This window comes from Segatella copri (assembly GCF_019249655.2).
GTDB lineage: Bacteria > Bacteroidota > Bacteroidia > Bacteroidales > Bacteroidaceae > Prevotella.
In genome coordinates, this window is record NZ_CP137557.1 from 1,147,750 (window position 1) to 1,170,000 (window position 22,251).

Here is a 22,251-nt window from a genome sequence, read left to right on the forward strand (position 1 = left end):
TGCAGTCAAAATCTAGCAAAGTGATATTTGTTAGCAGGTAAAAAGATAAAAATAACCGTAAAAGAAAGGAAAAGATATTATGTGTGGAATCGTATCTATCTTCAATATTCAGGAGCAAACTCCTGAATTGCGACAGCAAGCGCTTCGTATGAGCCAGAAGATCCGCCATCGCGGACCCGACTGGAGCGGCATCTATTGTGGTGGTTCCGCTATCCTGGCACATGAGCGTCTGAGCATCGTTGACCCAGAAAGTGGTCGCCAACCTTTGTTTGCACCAGATAAGAAACAGGTGCTTGCCGTGAACGGTGAGATTTACAATCATCAGGACATCCGTACCCGCTTTGCCGGTAAATACCAGTATCAGACGGGCAGCGACTGCGAGGTGATTCTTTCTCTCTATCGTGAGATGCGAGCAGATTCCGACTTTGATACCTTAATATATAAAGGTGAGGATGCCCTCCACGCCCGTATCACCAAGATGCTCGAAGAGCTGAACGGCATCTTTGCCTTCGCCCTTTACGATGCCGAGCGTGATGAATTCCTCATCGCCCGCGACCCTATCGGCGTCATTCCTCTTTATATTGGTTATGATAAGGATGGAAAAGTGCTGGTAGCAAGCGAGTTGAAGGCGCTGGAAGGTCAGTGCGACCATTACGAGCCATTCCTCCCAGGTCATTATTATTACAGCAAGAACCCAGGCATGAAGCGCTACTACACCCGCGACTGGTTTGAGTATGCCGCCATGCAGAAGAAATATCAGATTGATGATAAGAAGAAGGCTGAAGCCCAGCTGAAGGATGCGGAACCTCAGGAAGAGGCAGCCGTGAAGGAGATTCACGATGCCCTGGAGGCTTCTGTGAAGCGCCAGCTGATGAGCGATGTGCCTTACGGCGTATTGCTGAGTGGCGGTCTTGATTCTTCTGTTATCTCTGCCGTAGCCGAGAAATATTCTTCTACCCGTGTGGAGAACGGTGGCGAGACCAAGGCTTACTGGCCACGTCTGCACTCCTTTGCCGTGGGCTTGAAGGGTGCGCCTGATTTGGCAAAGGCACGACTGGTAGCCGAGCACATCGGAACCGTGCATCACGAAATCAACTACACCATTCAGGAAGGATTGGATGCCATCCGTGATGTCATCTACTTCATCGAGACCTACGATGTTACCACCGTGCGTGCCTCTACCCCGATGTATCTCCTGGCGAGAGTCATCCGCAGCATGGGTATCAAGATGGTGCTTTCGGGCGAGGGTGCCGACGAGGTGTTCGGAGGTTATCTCTATTTCCACAAGGCACCTGATGCCAAGGCTTTCCACGAGGAAACCGTGCGCAAGTTGGGCAAGCTCTATCTCTACGATTGCCTGAGAGCCAACAAGAGTCTGGCTGCATGGGGCATCGAGGGCCGTGTGCCTTTCCTCGACAAGGAGTTCCTGGATGTAGCCATGGGCATGAACCCTGTGCTGAAGATGTGTCCGGATAAGACCATCGAGAAAAAGGTGGTTCGTGAGGCATTCGCCGATCTGCTTCCTGAAGAAGTGGCATGGCGCCAGAAGGAGCAGTTCTCCGATGGTGTGGGCTATTCATGGATTGATACCCTGAAGCAGATTACGGCTTCTGCCGTCAGTGATGAGCAGATGGCGCATGCTGCCGAGCGATTCCCTATCAATCCTCCACAGAACAAGGAGGAGTACTATTATCGCTCTATCTTCGCCGAGCATTTCCCAAGCGACAGTGCAGCCAAGAGCGTGCCTAGCGTACCTAGCGTAGCATGTTCTACAGCCGAAGCCCTTGCCTGGGATGCCTCATTCAAGAACCAGAACGACCCTAGCGGCAGAGCCGTGGCGGGAGTTCATGAACAGGCGTATAAATAACATAGCTTTTACGAGCAAGCATATCAATAATAAAATAGTTAGAAATAACCGATATAAAACGAACAAGAAATGGAAAAAGGATTGTACAGTTCAGCCTATGAGCACGATGCGTGTGGCGTAGGTATGGTGGTGAATATCCACGGTAACAAGAGTCATGAGCTGGTCGATAACGCCTTGAAGGTGCTCGAGAACATGCGCCATCGTGGTGCCGAGGGTGCCGATAACAAGACGGGTGACGGTGCCGGTATCATGCTCCAGATTCCACATGAGTTTATTCTTCTTCAGGGTATCCCAGTGCCTGAGAAGGGAAAATACGGAACGGGTCTCATCTTCTTGCCTAAGGATGAGAAGAAACAGCAGGATATCCTCTCTATCATGATCGAGGAAATTGAGCGCGAGGGATTGCAGCTGATGCACCTGCGCAATGTGCCTACCAACCCTGACTGTCTGGGTGAGGCTGCATTGAGCAACGAACCTGCCATCAAGCAGGTGTTCATCACGGGCGTTACCGATGATAAGGTGCCTGTCTTCGAGCGCACCCTCTATCTCATCCGTAAGCGCATCGAGAAACGAATCAGCGATCCTGATTTCTATATCTGTTCGTTGTCTAATTCGAACATCGTATATAAGGGTATGTTGAGCAGCCTCCAGTTGCGTCAATATTATCCTGATTTGACCAATAATTATTTTACAAGCGGTCTGGCATTGGTTCACTCCCGCTTCTCTACCAACACCTTCCCAACATGGAGTCTGGCTCAGCCATTCCGTCTCCTTGCCCACAATGGTGAGATCAACACCATCCGTGGAAACCGTGCCTGGATGAAGGCGCGCGAGAGTGTGTTGAGCAGTGAGGCTCTGGGCGATATCCGTGAGATTTCTCCTATCGTCCAGCCTGATATGAGTGACTCAGCCAGCCTCGACAATGTATTCGAGTTCTTCGTGATGAGCGGTCTGTCTCTGCCTCATGCCATGGCTGTGATGGTGCCTGAGAGCTTCAACGACAAGAACCCTATCTCTGAGGATCTGAAGGCTTTCTATGAGTATCACTCTATCCTGATGGAGCCATGGGATGGCCCTGCCGCCCTGCTCTTCAGCGATGGCCGCTATGCCGGTGGTATGCTCGATAGAAACGGTCTGCGCCCTGCACGCTATACCATCACCAAGAACGATATGATGGTTGTGGCTTCTGAGGTGGGTGTGATGGATTTCGACCCAACCGAGATTGCCGAGAAGGGACGCTTGCAGCCTGGTAAGATTCTCCTGATTGATACCCAGGAAGGCAAGATTTACTATGATGGCGAAATCAAGGAGCGCCTGGCTGAGCAGCATCCTTACCGCCAGTGGCTGAACACCAACCGTATTGAACTGGAAAAGTTGCGCAGTGGACGTAAGGTGGAAAATGGTGTAGAAAACCTCACTCGCAAGGAATTGGAATTCGGTTTTGGCGAGGAAGACATCGACGGTACCATCATTCCGATGGCTACCAAGGGGCAGGAGCCTACTGCATCCATGGGTAATGATACCCCACTTGCCGTACTCTCCGACCAGCCACAGATTTTCTTCAACTACTTCCGTCAGCAGTTTGCTCAGGTTACCAACCCTGCCATCGACTCCATCCGTGAGAACCTCGTGATGAGTCTTACCGAGTATATCGGTAGAGTAGGTTCCGGCATTCTGAACCCAGACGAAAGCAACTGCAAGATGGTTCGCTTGCCACATCCTATCCTGACCAATACCCAGTTGGATATCCTTCAGAATATCCGCTACAAGGGATTCAATACAGTAAAACTCCACATGCTCTTCGAAACCGCCAAGGGCGAAGAAGGATTGCATGAGGCTCTGGATGAGCTCTGCAAGCAGGCAGCACAGAGCGTGGATGATGGCTACAACTACATCATCCTCTCCGACCGTGGCGTGGATGAGACCCATGCCGCCATCCCATCATTGCTCGCTGTGAGCGCCGTACATCATTATCTGATTGATGCCGGCAAGCGTGTACAGACAGCCCTCATCGTTGAGAGCGGTGAGATTCGTGAGGTAATGCACGCAGCCCTGTTGCTGGGTTACGGTGCATCAGCCCTCTGTCCATACTTGACATACGCCATCCTCGACGACCTGGTAAAGAAGGGAAAAATTCAGGAGGATTACCATACAGCCGAGCAGAACTACATCAAGGCTGTGAAGAAGGGCTTGTTCAAGATTATGGCTAAGATGGGTATCTCTACCATCCGAAGCTATCGTGGTGCCAAGATCTTCGAGAGCATCGGTTTGAGCGAGAGCCTGCTGAAGAGCTACTTCGGAACAGAGGTGAGCACCATCGGCGGTATCGGACTCGAGACCATCGCCCGTGATGCCATCCGCCTGCACGACAAGGCTTTCGAGACCAAGAAGCTCGACTTCCTGCCAAGCATGGGACAGTTCCACTACCGCAAGGACGGTATCAAGCACGCTTGGAATCCAGAGACCATCGCTACCCTGCAGCTCGCAACACGCAAGGGCGATTACGATCTCTTCAAGAAATATACACATCTCGTTGACGATAAGCAGGAGCCTATCTTCATCCGCGACTTCTTCGGTTTCCGCAAGAATCCTATCTCTATAGATAAGGTGGAGCCGGTAGAGGAAATCGTGAAGCACTTTGTTACCGGTGCGATGAGTTTCGGTGCCCTCTCTAAGGAGGCTCACGAGGCTATGGCACTCGCCATGAACGCCCTGGGCGCTCGAAGCAATACCGGTGAAGGTGGTGAGGATAACGAGCGATTCCATTCTACACAGGATGGCATCAGCCTCTCCAGCAAGACCAAGCAGGTGGCTTCCGGTCGATTCGGTGTGACTACAGAATATTTGGTAAATGCAGAGGAAATCCAGATCAAGGTGGCACAGGGTGCTAAACCGGGTGAGGGTGGTCAGTTGCCTGGCTTCAAGGTCAACGAGGTCATCGCCAAGACCCGTCACTCTATCCCTGGCATCAGCCTGATTTCTCCTCCACCTCATCACGATATCTACAGTATCGAGGATTTGGCTCAGCTCATCTTCGACCTCAAGAATGTGAACCCTAAGGCGGCTATCTCCGTGAAGTTGGTAGCTGAGAGTGGTGTGGGTACCATCGCTGCTGGTGTGGCTAAGGCGAAGGCTGACCTCATCGTTATCTCGGGTGCTGAGGGTGGTACAGGTGCCAGCCCTGCATCCAGCATGCGTTTCGCAGGTATCTCTCCTGAAATCGGACTTTCTGAGACCCAGCAGACTTTGGTAAAGAACGGTCTTCGCGGACAGGTTCGTCTGCAGGTAGATGGTCAGTTGAAGAGCGGTCGTGACATCATCCTGATGGCTTTGCTCGGTGCTGAGGAATTCAGTTTCGGTACGGCAGCCCTCATCGTTTTGGGTTGTGTCATGATGCGTAAGTGTAACTTGAATACCTGTCCTATGGGTGTTGCCACACAGGATCCTAAGCTCCGTGCGCACTTCCGTGGCAGCTACAAGTATCTTATCAACTACTTCCGCTTCCTCGCCGAGGAGGTTCGTGAGTATCTGGCTGAGATGGGTTACACCTCATTGAACGATATCATCGGTCATACCGAGCTCATCGTCCGCAAGAAGGATGAGGAGATTGTTCCTACCGAGGGTGCTGATGCCGTAGAGCCAGAGGTGGCTAAGAGCATCGAGGAAAAGGCCGACTTGCTTGACTTCTCTCGTCTCTTGCATCGTGAGACAGGTCATTGTTCGCTCTATCATACTACCGAGCAGATTCATGACCTCGACAATGTACTCGACCAGCAGATTATCCGTGGTGCACAGCGTGCCATCGAGAATCAGGAAGAAGTGAACCTCGACTTCGCCATCAAGAATACTGATCGTGCCGCAGGTGCCATGCTGAGCGGTATGATTGCCGGGAAATATGGTGAGGCTGGTCTTCCAGACAAGACCGTGAACGTGAAGTTCAAGGGTTCTGCAGGTCAGAGCTTCGGTGCCTTCCTGGTCAATGGAGTGGATTTCAAGCTCGAAGGTGAGACCAATGACTATTTCGCCAAGGGACTTTCAGGAGGTCGTATTTCCATCCTTCCTCCTATCCGCAGCAACTTCTCTGCCGAGGATAACATCATCGCCGGTAACACCGGATTGTATGGTGCCACAAGCGGTGAGTTGTATATCAATGGTAAGGTAGGCGAGCGCTTCGGTGTTCGTAACTCCGGTGCCATCGCCGTGATTGAGGGTGCTGGCGACCACTGCTGCGAGTATATGACGGGCGGTAGAGTAGTAGTGCTCGGTGAAACCGGCCGTAACTTCGCCGCTGGTATGAGTGGTGGTGTTGCCTACGTATGGGATAAGAACCACAACTTCGATTACTTCTGTAACATGGATATGGTGGAGATTAACCTCGTGGAGGACAGCACCTATCGCAAGGAGTTGCACGAGTTGATTCGTCAGCATTATCTCTACACTGGCAGTAAGCTTGCCCGTACCATGCTCGACGACTGGAATCACTACGTAGAGGATTTCATCCAGGTAGTGCCAATCGAGTACAAGCGAGTTCTCCAGGAGGAGCAGGTAAAGAAGTTGCAGCAGAAGATTGCGGATATGCAGCGAGACTATTAATAGTTAACAGTTAATAGTTTATAGTTGATAGGGACTTCCGTGCTCAAGGGCGTTAGCCTCTATAAACTATAAACTATAAATTATAAACTGAATATAACGATGGGAAATCCAAAAGCATTTTTGACTATACCTCGCAAGGAAGCAGGTTATAGACCAATTCACGATAGAATCCTCGACTTCAGCGAGGTAGAACAGACATTGAATAGCAACGACCGCCGACAGCAGGCTTCACGTTGCATGGATTGTGGCGTGCCTTTCTGCCACTGGGCTTGTCCGCTGGGCAACAAGGCACCAGAGTGGAATGATGCCCTCTACAAGGGCGACTGGGAGCAGGCTTACCGTCTCCTCAATTCCACCAACGACTTCCCGGAGTTCACAGGACGCATCTGTCCTGCACTCTGTGAGAAGGCGTGTGTATTGAATCTCATGGATCATGAGCCAACCACCAACCGTGAGGATGAGTGCGCCATCGTGGAGCACGCCTTCTCTGAGGATTATGTGCATGTTGAGATTCCGGAGCGTAATGGCAAGACGGTGGCTGTCATCGGTGCCGGTCCTGCGGGACTGGTTGCTGCCAACCAGTTGAACCATAAGGGATATAAGGTAACTGTGTTCGAGGCACGTGAGAATGCCGGTGGTCTGTTGCGTTATGGTATTCCAAACTTCAAGCTCAACAAGAGCATCATCGACCGCCGTCTCCGTCTTCTCGAAGAGGAGGGCATTGAATTCAGATACAACCAGCAGATTGATGTGACCAAGTTGCCAGAAGGCTTCGATGCCTACGTGGTATCTACCGGTACGCCGACAGCCCGCGACCTGAAGATTCCTGGAAGAGAGCTGAAGGGTGTTTATTTCGCCCTGGAACTGCTTTCTCAGCAGAACCGTATCCTCGCCGGTATGGAGTTCTCTAAGGACGAACTGGTTAACTGCAAGGGCAAGGATGTATTGGTAATCGGTGGTGGTGATACGGGTTCCGACTGCATCGGTACCGCTCATCGCCAGGGTTGCAAGAGTGTAACCCAGATTGAGATCATGCCTAAGCCAGTGGAAGGCCCTGAGGATCCTAAGAATCCTTGGCCAAACTGGCCTCGCACCCTGAAGACCACCTCCAGTCATGAGGAAGGCTGTACCCGTCGCTGGAACATCAACTCTCTGGAGTTCCTGGGAAAGAACGGCAAGCTGACAGGTGTGAAGGTTCAGCCTATCGACTGGAAGCCAAACCCAGAGGGTGGTCGCCCACTGATGGTAGAGGCAGGCGAGCCGGAAATCATCAAGGCAGAGGCAGTATTCCTGGCAATGGGCTTCCTGAAGCCACAGCAGCCTGAGTTTGCCGAGAATGTATTCGTGGCAGGTGATGCTGCCAGCGGTGCTTCTCTGGTGGTTCGTGCCATGGCAAGCGGCAGAAAGATCGCAGCCCAGGTAGATAAGTTCCTGAGCAAGTAAAATCGGTTATTTTTAACTATAAGTGCAGGGAGGTTAATCTCAGTGATGAGGTTTTCCTCCCTTTTTCGTTAAAACTCCCCATTCTTCCCCCCAAGAATTTGGTAATCTCAAATAAAAAGTGTAAATTTGCACTCAATATTTCAACTAATAATAATTAAACTAGCAAATCAGCAGAAAATGAAAAAGAAATTATCAGCTGTTCTCCTGGCGTTGGCAGCCTTTATGCCAACGACCGCACAGAATTTAGTAAAGGGCGATTACGGTTATCTCTACTGTCACATGAGCGACAAGGGAGAGTGGACTGCCTACGCCGTATCACGTGATGGCTACAACTATCAGGACATCAACGATGGCAACCCAATCTTCAACCCAGAAGAGCACGCCCGCATCGAAGGCGGTACCCGCGATGCCTACATCACCCGCATGCATAATGGCAAGGGGTACATCATGGTTACCACCGATATGTGCGTGCGCAAGAGCCGCAAGTGGGATAACTATGGCATCGACCTCCTGAAGAGCAAGGACCTGAAAAACTGGACCAGCGTTACCTTCGATTACCGCAAGGGTATGCAGAACTTCTGCGATGCTGCCACAGCCAAGTCTCCATACAAGGACTGGAGCAACATCAACCGTGTGTGGGCGCCTCAGATCTTCTGGGATCCTGACTACCGTTGGGAAAACGGCGAAAAGGGCGGATACATGATCTACTATTCCATGCTCAACCGTGCAGAGGAGAAGTACGACCGCATGTACTACAGCTATGCCGACAAGACCTTCACCAAGCTCACCACGCCGAAGCTGCTCTTCGACTGGGGCTATGCTACCATCGATGCCGACATCAACTTCCTGAAGAGCGATGGGCTCTACCACATGCTCATCAAGAAAGAGGGTGGAAAACCGGGCATCTACACTGCTACCAGCAAGTATCTGAACCATGGCTGGGGTGAGCCTGTAGAGAACGATTATGTAAGCTTCGAAGGCCGCAAGAACTGCGAGGGTAGCTCTGCCTTCCAGCTCATCGGCGATGACACCTGGCGCGTGGCATACATCCAGTATCACGATAATCCAAAGCACTATCGCATCTGCAAGGCAGACAAGTATCTCCGCAATTTCTCAGACCCTGTGGATATCAAGGGCGTAACCGGTCCGCAGCACGGCAGTTTCATGCGAATCACCAAGAAGGAGTATAATTGTCTCCTAAAATGGGATAAGGAACTGAAGTTTCGCAAGTAGCATTCTACCGTCCCCGAAGGGGGCGAATGTGAATCACCGCGGGTGGAATGACCGAAGGGAATGGAACCTGCGGATAGTCACAGATACTCTCTTATCGTCCCCGAAGGGGGCGAACAGGAGCAAGACTGGATGTGGTTCGCCCCCTTTGGGGACGCTTTCTCCCTACTATTAGTTTGTCCGCAGGTTCCATGACCTTCGGTCATTCCACCAGCGGTTATTGAAAGTTGGCCCCCTTCGGGGACCGGAGGTTACTTGCGAAACTTGAATAAGGAATTAAAAAATAAGAAAAAATAGGCATGCTATTCATTGTAGCATAATTGTTTTTCGTGTCATCAACTATATATATATCGTGGCATCAGTAATAAAAAAAAACGCTAGAGTTTACCATCTGGAAACTCTAGCGTTTTTATGTTTTATTGATATGATTCTTTGCGTTTAAAAACTGATTCTACGGCTTAATCTCAACTCCAATACAGGATAAACCTTGAATGCCTTGAAGAACTTCACATAGTCGCCCACCTTGCCAGGAATATTGGATATATCCTTTGCCAGGTCTACACCAGGTTCTATCTGTTCGTTCTTGATGGCTTCTGTATAGTCCTCGTTTGGCGAGAAGGTTACCTTGTAGATGTCATTGGTTATGATTCTTGGCGTTCCACCCCAGAACAGAATACCGGCATCAAACGAGATATGGTAGATATCATTGTTCTTGAGGAGGCGTCCTCCATAGCCAAAACCGAGATATGGCTTGAAATTGTTCACATGGATGGTGGCTGATACATTGTTGTTGGCATCAGGCTCCAGGCGGAAGATAGAACCGTCTTTTCGCTCACCAAGGTGTACACCCATTCTGCCATAGCTCATAAACTTATCGTATAACTCCTTGCCGGCATAGAGATACTGGTCGCCCATTTGCATGTAAGGGATAAAGTTCTCGTATGATGCTTTTACGCGCTCATAGAGGTTGTTGTACATGCTCACAGCTACCAGCGAAGTTCCGTCATAGATGGCATTCTCTGCCTTGGCTATCTTGGATGGTCCCCAATAGAAACCTGTAGTGATATGCCAATTCTTGTTTCTGAAAGGATGGACGTCTACCAGCAACTTGAAGTTGTTCATCGTTGGTGTTCCCACCATGTCGATATTATTATCAACTCGGGTTCCAGTATATTCTTCCAGCATGTCTGCCAGCTTATTGAACTTGGCCGCTTCTTCTTCGTCAGACATCCTTTCGTCGCCCACTTGTACACCGAAGTTCATTGTTACATGTGTACGGGGCATCCATGAATAACCGGTACGCAGGGTAACCACGTTGCTTAGAGGTACGGCTACGTCGATACCTATACCTGTTGTACCTGTTGTGATAGAGGCGTCTATGTTCTTGATCCATTTCTCTGCAGATTGCTCCTTGCCAAGGTTCTCTGCCTGCTGCGCCATTGTCGTCAAAGATGGCAGTAAACTTACTGCCAGGGCTATCATATATTTCTTCATAAATTGTCGATTACATTTGAATGTGGGTGCAAAGGTACGCAAAAAGCCCCAAAATGGCAAGTATTTGGGGCTTTTTTATTCCTTAAAGAGCTATTTTTTTGCCATTGATGATGTAAATTCCCTTTGGAAGGTCGCCTATCGTCTCTGCATTTTTCTTTACTAGCACACCGGTCAGTGTGTAGACTGTGTATGTGGTCTTACTTGGGGTAGCACTGAGGGTGGAAATTCCGGTGGCATACTCTGCCTCTGTCATCAGGGTTATCTCCTTGGGTGCCTTGCTTGAAACTGGTAGGTAACAGCTGTTGGCAGGAATTGCCAACGAGGTGAGATGCTCTCCGTTTGCTTCTTCTTTCAGAATTACGGTAGGGAGTAAATCGGTGGATGTGGTCAATGCCAGTTTACCTGCTGAATTCAGTGTAAGCGTGCGCATCTTTGTAGCGTCAAACTTCACTGCGTTGTATTTGCCGCTCCATCTGTTGCCGATGCTGAAATATACTCCCACCAGTTTGTTGTCGCTAGGAGCCGCTACGCTGCTTACTACAGGAGTAATCTGGTTCTTGCTGACATCAGTTGAATTGCATTCTATGATCACTGGGGTCTTGGCTGGAACTGTGCCTGTTATCTCTTTGTAGGCTACATTACCTCTCCATTCGTCTATCTTGGTGATGTAGTATGCCTTCATGCCCTGTCCCAAGGTGTAGGCGAAACTTGTAAAGAAAGCTGCGTAATGCTTATTGCCTACGGTGAGGGTTGGCTTCACGCCCAGGTAGTTGTCGCTATTGTTGACTGGAGTCACACTCCAGTTGCTCTGATTACCTGTGGTAACCACCCAGCTCTTGTCCTTCGAACTGTTTTTATCTGCCAATAATGCTCTTTGGCCTTTGAGCTCTTGCCATGCTGCATAATATTTTCCTCTTGGAGTGATGTTGATATAGTAATCAATCATCTCCTTGATGCTGGTACCTTGAGCCTGAATATTGTAGCTCTCTCCACCCTTTGAATCCAGATAGAAGATACTTCCCGGATCACAGGAAATCTCATCCCAGAGAGCGTTGGTAACAAGTGAGCTGCAGTCGGCTGTGGTACTGTTGTAGTCGATACCTGCGCTTTCGTTGTCACACAATGTCATCCATCTGGCTGAGCTTGCATTCTTCACTCTGTAGAAACCACTGCCCTTAATCTGGGCTTGGGCACTGAGCAATACAGAACTTGCCAGCAGAAGCATAAAAAAAATCTTTTTCATTCTTGTTTTCGTTCTTAAAGTTAAAAAATAACCGGCCTCCATTGCTTACATGGTAAGTATGAAGACCGGTTATATTAATTCTTATAATTGATTATCTGATAGCTAATTTATTTAGCAATACAGATAGTAACACGGTTCATATCGTTCTCCTCGAATGGCTGAACGCGTGAACCCATTGACTTCTTGATCATGCGGCTCTTTGCAACACCCTTAGCTGCGAGTGTGTTGTAAACTGTCTGAGCACGGCGAGCAGCAATCTTATCGTTGAATGCAGCGCTACCTGTACCCTTGTCAGCATAACCTGTCAAAGTGATCTTTGCATCTGGATTCTCCTTCATGAAGGTAACAATCTCAGCAATCTTTGTAGTCTGTGACTTTGCGATGTTTGAGTTACCGATTGGGAAGAAGATATCACGACGGAAGTTCTCATCTACAGCCTCCTGCTTGGTCTCTGTCTTAGGAGCTGGTGCTGGAGCTGGCTTCTCGATGATACGCTCGATGATCTTCTCTACTGGCTTTGGAGCAGGAATTACCTTAGTGCTGTGAGTCTGTCCAAGGGCAATCTTTGCACCTACCAATGCGTTGAAGTACCAGTCTGGGTTACCAGCCTTCTTTGAGTTGTACTTGTCGCTCAATGTGTTAGCTGAAAGCTCAACGCCCAACTTAACGCGATCGCTTACGCGGAAGTCTACGTTAGCACCTACACGTGCAACGAAGCGAGCCTTTGTACCATCCCAAAGATTCTCCAATGGCATAGCTGTCTTGTCATAACCTACGAGGTTCTTGCTACCTGGAGTAGCCAAGATGGCAGCCTGTGCGTCTGCTGCCTCGTCATTACCCCAAGCGATGTTGGCACCGATACCACCGAATACGCCTACCTCTACCAAACGGTTTGGATTGTACTCGCAGAAGAGGTTTGTGAGGTTGAATGTTGCGTCAACCATAGGGGCGATATAGTTCCACTTCCACTTGTATGTTGTAGTAGCGCCATCAGAAATAACCTTCTGACCTGCCTTGCTCTGCCATGCATTAAGAGAAAAACGGGCACCAACAACCTTGTTGAAGTTGTAACCTACACCAAGCTGAGCGTTTGGTGACAACAATTTACCGAAACCAACCTCACCCAAAGTGTACTGACCACCAATCTGGGCCTGTACATACCAGTGTGGATTGAAGACATTTACAGTCTTATCAGCTTCCTGGGCTGATGCACTGATGCAACCCATAGCTACTACACCTGACAGTAATATATTCTTAATTTTCATAATCTTACCTAATTAATTTAATTGCCTATTAATCGAATGTTTAATTACTTAACTGTAACGTAGAAGTTCTTCTCTACTACCTTGCCAGAGTAATCGATAGCCTTGTAAACGATAGTATAGTTACCTGCCTTAGAAGCATTGAATACTACCTTCTGGATCTCGCCGTTGAATGGAGCCTTTGTTGCCTTACCGTTAACTAAGATCTCTGCACCTGCCTCCTTCACATACAACTGCTTCTTGTAAGCTGGAGCCAAAAGCTCTGCTGTGTAAGTTGTTGCTACCAATGGAGTAGCACCTACACCTACGAAGCTGGTTGCGAAGCGGTGACCTGTGCTTACGAAGCCCCAGTTGCCATTGCTTGACTTGAACAGCATTGCTGGCTGCAAGAACTTGTTGGCATTATGGATTATGCCTTCAATCTTCTTAATCAGGTTGTTGACTGTAGGAACAACTGCATCATACTTGCCTGCGAATGTATTAGCCCAATCGATAGCAGTCTTTACAGGACCAAGTGTTGTTGACAAGTTTGAGTTCAGGTCTGCGATGAGCTTCTTCATGGTATCATCCTTTACCTTAATCTCATAGATATATGTAGTCAAAGTTGTAGAACCAGACTCACCATTTACTTCAATAGAGATATCCTTGTTAGCTACTTCCTCGCTTACGATATAAGCGTTCTTGATAGTGTTGAGCTTCTTGTTGTCTGAAATCTGGATGAAGTCGAGATCATTGCCGTTAGCAACTACCTTTACACCAGGAACAGCCACTACTGTAGCTACCTCAATGGTCTTGCCTGTTGATGGATCGATGATGTTGTTGAAGTCGATACCATTGATACCATTCAACTTCTCCTTCATACCTGTAGGGAACATGAAGCGGTCGAGGCTCAAGTTGTCGAGCTTGCTGTTATTAGCCAAGAAATTGAAACTCAAAGGCTTAACTGCGAAGGCAGCCAAGTTGATCTTTGATGTAACAACCTTATCTACTTCCTTGCCAGTCTCATCCTTCTGCTTCCAAGAAGCTTGGATTCCGTATGCTGTCAACTTATTATTGATGTTGCTATACAAAGCTGTTGCAAGTCCAGACAAGTTCAAGTTGGTTGACTTAGGGTGCTGCAACTTAGCGAGTACGTTCTTGGCAGCTTCCTTCAACTGACCCTTGTTCAATTCCAAACCATCGTTCTGAGGATCTGTGCACTCTACAGGGATAGCGTAGAAGCCATTAGCTGATGTTGCACGTGAGATACCATACTTCAGAACCTTGTCTGTGATAACAGGTGCGCCCAGCTTGAAGCCTGGAGCGTCATTACCCTGGCTGTCTACCAATCTGAATGTGATAGCAGATGGATCAACATTAGCAGGGTTGATGTTGATGTAGATGTTGCCAGCGTCAGACTTGATAATCTTGCCACCTTCTACACCGAATTCCTCATCACCTGTAGATGGAGCACTCCAATATGCAGAAAGGATATTTGCCTGTGCGCCCAAGAATGCTGCATTCTCGTAACCTGTTACAGGGCAGTCTGTAGCCTGAATCTCAATGCCAGTAACACCCTTGTTCAAGATGTCAGCAATAGCGCTCTTGAGGTTGGCAACCTCAGCAACAATATCATTAAGCTGGTTACTCATGGTTCCCAACTGAGTGTTGATTTGATCCTTAGCATCCTTCAATGTTTCGATGTCATTACCCTGAGTTCCCAACTTATTATTGAGATCTGTGTTGAGGTTATCAATTTTGCCCTGCAAATCATCAGCCTTATTGTTAAGGTCTGTTCTGAGTCCAGCGATATCTTGCTGAGCCTTATTCAACTTTTCAAGTTCTGCAGGGAGACTACCTGTAATACCAGCTACTGTTGACTGTAATGCCTCCAAGTCGGCTTGATTAGCCTTGCCTGCAATAGTAGCGTTAAGAGCACCAATAGACTCATTAAGCTTCTGGTTGAGAGTTGTAAACTGCTGGGTCATAGAGCCACTCAAGGTCTCGATAGCAGTCTTATTATCTGCAATCTTTCCTTCGAGAACATCAATCTTGTCCTTATTGGCCTTCACTTCGCCATTCTTCAGTGCATCAATGTTGGCCTGCAAAAGTTGGTCTGCAGTTTTCAAAGCCTCAATCTGCTTGGTAACAGCATCAGCGATAGAAATGCTAGTGTTGTAAGCAGCGTCGCTTTCGTGATCTGTACAAGACACAAAAGTGCTTGCTCCACCCATCAAGAGGGCAGAGAAGAGCAAAATACTAGTTAATTGTCTTTTCATTTTTATAAAAAATTTAATTAAACTTATGTTGTCTAACTCTAACAAGTCATCCATGACCACTGCAAGATAGCATTCTGTTGCATTGTTGTGTTAGGTCACGCTTTGACTTTTAATTCTTAGCCTTTGTTTTTATTCCTTTATTTATTACCAAATGTATATATACCGCTGCAAAGTTATAGCTTTTTTTTCAAATAGAAAGATTTTCAAGCATTTAAATGCGAAAAAAACACTGTTTTTTATCTTTTTTAAGCATTCTTCCCCTCATTTTCCGCTGTTTTCCTTCAAGTTAACAAAAGTTGGGTAAAAATATTTTTCTTACTATTTGATGTATATCAGTTCGCTTCTCGTCTAGTCCAGTTTCTCTTCTCCCTATACCTTATTTATTGAACTTTCGCAAGTATCTCACCCACACGCCCTGAAAGGGCAGAAGCTCCTAGCCCAGGGAGGGCACTGAAAAAGTCCCTTCATTGGTTATGTTAGTTTAACATTCGATCTTTGAAATAGTGTACCCAAAAGTTGCATATGTGCAATATTTTTTGTATCTTTGTAGGAAAATACAAGGATTATGCTAGAGCAACAACAGACCATATCATTCAGTGATTATTCAAGTTTGTATGACTTGATTATCCCAAAAGACAACCTGCTCCGCCAGATTACTGACCTGGTGGACTTTAGTTTCGTATACCAGGAATTGCAGGACAAGTATTGTCATGACAATGGTCGTACAGCAGAGAGTCCTATCCGTATGTTTAAGTATCTTCTTTTAAAGGTAATCTATAACATATCGGATGTTGATGTTGTTGAACGTACTCGCTATGATATGTCGTTTAAGTACTTCTTGGGATTAACTCCTGAGGAGACTAATCTGATTAATCCTAGTTCCTTGACCAAATTCCGTCGACTTCGCCTGAAGGATATGGACCTGTTGGATCTTCTCATCAAGAAGACTGTTTCTATTGCTATAGAAGCTGGTGTCCTCAAGTCTAGAACCATCATTGTTGATGCAACCCATACGCATTCTCGTTCCAACCCTATCAGTGCAGCAAAGAGTTTGGAGTATTATTGCAAGGACGTAATCAAGGTCGTTGATTCTGTAGATGACAGCATGGAATTGCCTGAGCTTCCAAAAGAAAAGAAGTATTCTTCTATCATGACTGCTGCCAAAACAATAGTTGCAACAGTAGAAGCTGACGCTGCAACTGCCAATATGCCTGCAGTCAAGGAACGTCTTAACATGCTGAAAGAAACCATTTCCGATGCAGAGACCCGAGGCGTAATATCAAAAGATGAAGATGCCCGTACAGGACATAAAACAGCGCATTCTTCATTCTTTGGCTATAAGACGCATATAGCTATGAGCGATGAGAGAATTATCACCGCAGCTACCGTCACCTCCGGCGAGAAGGGTGATGGACAGCAATTGCCGGAATTGATAAAAAAGACAGAGGAAGCAGGAATGGAAGTTGATTCCATAGTAGCAGATAAGGCATATTCCAGCAAGGAGAATCTCAAAATGGCAAAGGAAAACAATATGCGCCTCTCTGCTCGTTTAAGCTCTGTAATTGACGGTAATCGAACAAACAAACTCCCTTTTGAATACAACAAGGATGCAGATCTGTACGTCTGCCCAGCAGGGCATCTGGCGAAATGGAAAGAGATGAATAATCGCAAAAATGACAAGCGTCACAGAAACTCCAGCATTACCTATTATTTTGATGTGGACAAATGCAAGGTCTGTCCATTGCGTGAAGGTTGCTACAAGGAAGGAGCCAAGACAAAAACATATGCGGTTACCATCAAATCGGATGAACAGTTGGAGCAAATCGAATATCAAAAAACAGAAGAGTTTATAAATCTTCAGAGGAAACGATACAAGATAGAAGCCAAGAACTCCGAACTTAAGAATGTCTTAGGATATGACAGAGCCCTGTCATACGGTTTGTCGTGCATGGAAATGCAGGGTGCTTTGACTATTTTCGCTGCAAATGTGAAAAGAATCATCAAATTGATGCAAAATGCATAAGGGGGGAAGTAGATTCCTCTATATATTGCCGAATTAAGCGCCAGAAAGGCTATAGAAAGCTATTTGGGGCTATATTCCTGTCCAAAAAAGTATTCCACTTTTAAAAGATGAAATGCTTCTTGGACAAGAATTAAAGTTCAAAAACAAGCTATGCAACTTAAAATTGGGTACCTTTTTCAGTGCCCTCCAAAGCTTTTGCCCTTACAGGACGCCTTGCTGATTGCTTGTATACCCAGGGCGCTGCCCTGGGAGGGCACTGAAAAAGTCCCTTCATTGGTTATGTTAGTTTAACATTCGATCTTTGAAATAGTGTACCCAAAAGTTGCATATGTGCAATATTTTTTGTATCTTTGTAGGAAAATACAAGGATTATGCTAGAGCAACAACAGACCATATCATTCAGTGATTATTCAAGTTTGTATGACTTGATTATCCCAAAAGACAACCTGCTCCGCCAGATTACTGACCTGGTGGACTTTAGTTTCGTATACCAGGAATTGCAGGACAAGTATTGTCATGACAATGGTCGTACAGCAGAGAGTCCTATCCGTATGTTTAAGTATCTTCTTTTAAAGGTAATCTATAACATATCGGATGTTGATGTTGTTGAACGTACTCGCTATGATATGTCGTTTAAGTACTTCTTGGGATTAACTCCTGAGGAGACTAATCTGATTAATCCTAGTTCCTTGACCAAATTCCGTCGACTTCGCCTGAAGGATATGGACCTGTTGGATCTTCTCATCAAGAAGACTGTTTCTATTGCTATAGAAGCTGGTGTCCTCAAGTCTAGAACCATCATTGTTGATGCAACCCATACGCATTCTCGTTCCAACCCTATCAGTGCAGCAAAGAGTTTGGAGTATTATTGCAAGGACGTAATCAAGGTCGTTGATTCTGTAGATGACAGCATGGAATTGCCTGAGCTTCCAAAAGAAAAGAAGTATTCTTCTATCATGACTGCTGCCAAAACAATAGTTGCAACAGTAGAAGCTGACGCTGCAACTGCCAATATGCCTGCAGTCAAGGAACGTCTTAACATGCTGAAAGAAACCATTTCCGATGCAGAGACCCGAGGCGTAATATCAAAAGATGAAGATGCCCGTACAGGACATAAAACAGCGCATTCTTCATTCTTTGGCTATAAGACGCATATAGCTATGAGCGATGAGAGAATTATCACCGCAGCTACCGTCACCTCCGGCGAGAAGGGTGATGGACAGCAATTGCCGGAATTGATAAAAAAGACAGAGGAAGCAGGAATGGAAGTTGATTCCATAGTAGCAGATAAGGCATATTCCAGCAAGGAGAATCTCAAAATGGCAAAGGAAAACAATATGCGCCTCTCTGCTCGTTTAAGCTCTGTAATTGACGGTAATCGAACAAACAAACTCCCTTTTGAATACAACAAGGATGCAGATCTGTACGTCTGCCCAGCAGGGCATCTGGCGAAATGGAAAGAGATGAATAATCGCAAAAATGACAAGCGTCACAGAAACTCCAGCATTACCTATTATTTTGATGTGGACAAATGCAAGGTCTGTCCATTGCGTGAAGGTTGCTACAAGGAAGGAGCCAAGACAAAAACATATGCGGTTACCATCAAATCGGATGAACAGTTGGAGCAAATCGAATATCAAAAAACAGAAGAGTTTATAAATCTTCAGAGGAAACGATACAAGATAGAAGCCAAGAACTCCGAACTTAAGAATGTCTTAGGATATGACAGAGCCCTGTCATACGGTTTGTCGTGCATGGAAATGCAGGGTGCTTTGACTATTTTCGCTGCAAATGTGAAAAGAATCATCAAATTGATGCAAAATGCATAAGGGGGGAAGTAGATTCCTCTATATATTGCCGAATTAAGCGCCAGAAAGGCTATAGAAAGCTATTTGGGGCTATATTCCTGTCCAAAAAAGTATTCCACTTTTAAAAGATGAAATGCTTCTTGGACAAGAATTAAAGTTCAAAAACAAGCTATGCAACTTAAAATTGGGTACCTTTTTCAGTGCCCTCCCTGGGCTAGGAGCTTCTGCCCTTTCAGGGCGTGTGGAGCATACTTGCGAAACTAGAATTATTTATATATAAAGCCCCCAAAACAGCCCTTAAGCATGGGAAAATTTTCCCTTAAGGAAACTTGAAGTTTCAGTTAAGGAGACGTAGATTTTCCCTTAAGGAAAAAAACGGTTTCACTTAAAAAAGCATTTGAAACACTTTTGGCGTGTTTTTGAGGCCATTTCTTAGCCCTTATCAGTAGCCTTGATAGTGGTGTGTGTTCGTGCACACCTCATGCTATATAATATAATAAGGTATAACGCAGAAAATGAAACTTTGAAGTGTTTCTGAATGTTAAAATCAAAAGAAAAATGAAAGTTTTTCCTCGAAACATTTGGCAGTTTCGGAAATAGTTAGTACTTTTGCACTCGCTTTTGAGAAATCAAGCATTACTCGAAGCAATAAAGAAAGAGTTCTTTGAAAGATTTTACATAAACAGACAAGTAGTACAAGAAGCGGTTAACTTCTTAGAAATAAGAAAGTTGACTGGGTAAAAGAAACGAACCGTCAAGCAATTGACAAGTCAGGTTTACTAAGCTTCAATAAACGAAAAGGATATTCGTCCTAAGTACAGACAACAAACACCGATTGCTTCAGCAATGAGGCAAGAAGTAAAAATGATATTTTACAATGGAGAGTTTGATCCTGGCTCAGGATGAACGCTAGCTACAGGCTTAACACATGCAAGTCGAGGGGAAACGATAGAGAAAGCTTGCTTTTTCTAGGCGTCGACCGGCGCACGGGTGAGTAACGCGTATCCAACCTGCCCATCACTTGGGGATAACCTTGCGAAAGTAAGACTAATACCCAATGACGTCTCTAGAAGACATCTGAAAGAGATTAAAGATTTATCGGTGATGGATGGGGATGCGTCTGATTAGCTTGTTGGCGGGGTAACGGCCCACCAAGGCGACGATCAGTAGGGGTTCTGAGAGGAAGGTCCCCCACATTGGAACTGAGACACGGTCCAAACTCCTACGGGAGGCAGCAGTGAGGAATATTGGTCAATGGACGAGAGTCTGAACCAGCCAAGTAGCGTGCAGGATGACGGCCCTATGGGTTGTAAACTGCTTTTATAAGGGAATAAAGTGAGTCTCGTGAGACTTTTTGCATGTACCTTATGAATAAGGACCGGCTAATTCCGTGCCAGCAGCCGCGGTAATACGGAAGGTCCGGGCGTTATCCGGATTTATTGGGTTTAAAGGGAGCGTAGGCCGGAGATTAAGCGTGTTGTGAAATGTAGACGCTCAACGTCTGCACTGCAGCGCGAACTGGTTTCCTTGAGTACGCACAAAGTGGGCGGAATTCGTGGTGTAGCGGTGAAATGCTTAGATATCACGAAGAACTCCGATTGCGAAGGCAGCTCACTGGAGCGCAACTGACGCTGAAGCTCGAAAGTGCGGGTATCGAACAGGATTAGATACCCTGGTAGTCCGCACGGTAAACGATGGATGCCCGCTGTTGGTCTGAATAGGTCAGCGGCCAAGCGAAAGCATTAAGCATCCCACCTGGGGAGTACGCCGGCAACGGTGAAACTCAAAGGAATTGACGGGGGCCCGCACAAGCGGAGGAACATGTGGTTTAATTCGATGATACGCGAGGAACCTTACCCGGGCTTGAATTGCAGAGGAAGGATTTGGAGACAATGACGCCCTTCGGGGTCTCTGTGAAGGTGCTGCATGGTTGTCGTCAGCTCGTGCCGTGAGGTGTCGGCTTAAGTGCCATAACGAGCGCAACCCCTCTCCTTAGTTGCCATCAGGTCACGCTGGGCACTCTGGGGACACTGCCACCGTAAGGTGTGAGGAAGGTGGGGATGACGTCAAATCAGCACGGCCCTTACGTCCGGGGCTACACACGTGTTACAATGGCAGGTACAGAGAGATGGTGTTCTGCAAAGCGCATCTAATCCTTAAAGCCTGTCTCAGTTCGGACTGGGGTCTGCAACCCGACCCCACGAAGCTGGATTCGCTAGTAATCGCGCATCAGCCATGGCGCGGTGAATACGTTCCCGGGCCTTGTACACACCGCCCGTCAAGCCATGAAAGCCGGGGGCGCCTAAAGTCCGTGACCGTAAGGAGCGGCCTAGGGCGAAACTGGTAATTGGGGCTAAGTCGTAACAAGGTAGCCGTACCGGAAGGTGCGGCTGGAACACCTCCTTTCTGGAGAGACGATTATCTTTAGCTATTGGTTTATAGTTAATAGTTTATAGCTTTAGTGACTGATTAAAAGTTCGCTTCTCTTCTTGTACGCACCATCTGTTTAATCAAATACAGGAGACTGAGAAAGTTGTTTTTAGTTAATAGTTTAAAGTTAACAGTTAACAGCTCGGCTCAAGCAAAATGGTTCAACTCCACAATCTCCACTCTGTCATTAGTTGAGTTGCTTTAAACTGTCAACTTTCAACTATAAACTGACAAAAAGATCTTTGACATATTGACACAAGCAAAACTGTAAGTAATGAACTTTAGTTCAGACTAAAGTGAATCAAATCGCAAGATGAGATTTCACAAGTTAGAATACAGCTGAAAGTATGAGCTACTTATTCGCTGTCAGTTATCTGATAGCAAATACAGTCGTAAAGAAAGTAAGAAAGGGCGTATGGCGGATGCCTAGGCTCACGGAGGCGATGAAGGACGTGATAAGCTGCGATAAGCTTCGGGTAGGTGCAAATAACCTTTGATCCGGAGATTTCCGAATGGGACAACCTAGCCGTCTGAAGGACGGTTACTCAATCTTCAAGATTGAGAGCTAACGCAGGGAACTGAAACATCTTAGTACCTGCA

The 22,251-nt window shown here is 46.8% G+C and carries 10 protein-coding genes and 2 rRNA genes (1 of these 12 only partly in view); 8 read left to right on the forward strand and 4 right to left on the reverse strand.

From position 1 onward, the window contains the following. Positions 1 to 79 precede the first annotated feature (79 nt). The 4 genes from asnB (at position 80) to KUA49_RS04305 (ending at position 9,136) form a co-directional block, all read left to right on the forward strand. Complete coding sequence (gene asnB, locus KUA49_RS04290; protein WP_218412931.1) at positions 80 to 1,867, forward strand: asparagine synthase B; 1,788 nt, start codon at positions 80 to 82, stop codon at positions 1,865 to 1,867. A 69-nt stretch (positions 1,868 to 1,936) separates the two neighbouring features. Then, a complete protein-coding gene (gene gltB / locus KUA49_RS04295) occupies positions 1,937 to 6,460 on the forward strand; it encodes a glutamate synthase large subunit (RefSeq protein ID WP_218412930.1) in 4,524 nt (1,507 codons plus the stop codon). Between the two features lie 99 nt (positions 6,461 to 6,559). After that, the gene (locus tag KUA49_RS04300; protein WP_218412929.1) at positions 6,560 to 7,903 is read left to right on the forward strand and encodes a glutamate synthase subunit beta; all 1,344 of its coding nucleotides are present in this window, start codon (positions 6,560 to 6,562) and stop codon (positions 7,901 to 7,903) included. Positions 7,904 to 8,080: 177 nt separating this feature from the next. Next, on the forward strand, positions 8,081 to 9,136 hold the full coding sequence (locus KUA49_RS04305; protein ID WP_218412928.1) for a glycoside hydrolase family 43 protein: 1,056 nt from the start codon (positions 8,081 to 8,083) through the stop codon (positions 9,134 to 9,136). 435 nt (positions 9,137 to 9,571) lie between these two features. Here KUA49_RS04305 and KUA49_RS04310 read toward each other — a convergent pair whose 3' ends face one another. The 4 genes from KUA49_RS04310 to KUA49_RS04325 form a co-directional block, all read right to left on the reverse strand. Beyond that, a complete protein-coding gene (locus KUA49_RS04310; protein ID WP_203049854.1) occupies positions 9,572 to 10,627 on the reverse strand; it encodes a hypothetical protein in 1,056 nt (351 codons plus the stop codon). An 82-nt stretch (positions 10,628 to 10,709) separates the two neighbouring features. Continuing rightward, complete coding sequence (locus KUA49_RS04315) at positions 10,710 to 11,870, reverse strand: hypothetical protein (protein ID WP_203049856.1); 1,161 nt, start codon at positions 11,868 to 11,870, stop codon at positions 10,710 to 10,712. A 107-nt stretch (positions 11,871 to 11,977) separates the two neighbouring features. Beyond that, complete coding sequence (locus KUA49_RS04320) at positions 11,978 to 13,135, reverse strand: OmpA family protein (protein WP_203049858.1); 1,158 nt, start codon at positions 13,133 to 13,135, stop codon at positions 11,978 to 11,980. 44 nt (positions 13,136 to 13,179) lie between these two features. Continuing rightward, the gene (locus KUA49_RS04325; RefSeq protein WP_218412927.1) at positions 13,180 to 15,390 is read right to left on the reverse strand and encodes a hypothetical protein; all 2,211 of its coding nucleotides are present in this window, start codon (positions 15,388 to 15,390) and stop codon (positions 13,180 to 13,182) included. A gap of 565 nt (positions 15,391 to 15,955) precedes the next feature. On the opposite strand from KUA49_RS04325, the gene KUA49_RS04330 reads away from it, so the two are divergent. The 4 genes from KUA49_RS04330 to KUA49_RS04345 form a co-directional block, all read left to right on the forward strand. Continuing rightward, positions 15,956 to 17,413, forward strand: a complete 1,458-nt coding sequence (locus KUA49_RS04330) for an IS1182 family transposase (protein WP_218413607.1) — start codon at positions 15,956 to 15,958, stop codon at positions 17,411 to 17,413. Positions 17,414 to 17,784: 371 nt separating this feature from the next. After that, positions 17,785 to 19,242, forward strand: a complete 1,458-nt coding sequence (locus KUA49_RS04335) for an IS1182 family transposase (RefSeq protein WP_218413607.1) — start codon at positions 17,785 to 17,787, stop codon at positions 19,240 to 19,242. A gap of 853 nt (positions 19,243 to 20,095) precedes the next feature. Then, positions 20,096 to 21,627, forward strand: a 16S ribosomal RNA gene (locus KUA49_RS04340). 419 nt (positions 21,628 to 22,046) lie between these two features. Beyond that, positions 22,047 to 22,251: ribosomal RNA gene (locus KUA49_RS04345) — 23S ribosomal RNA — on the forward strand; it runs 2,693 nt beyond the window's last position. The 16S and 23S rRNA genes sit together here, the layout of an rRNA operon.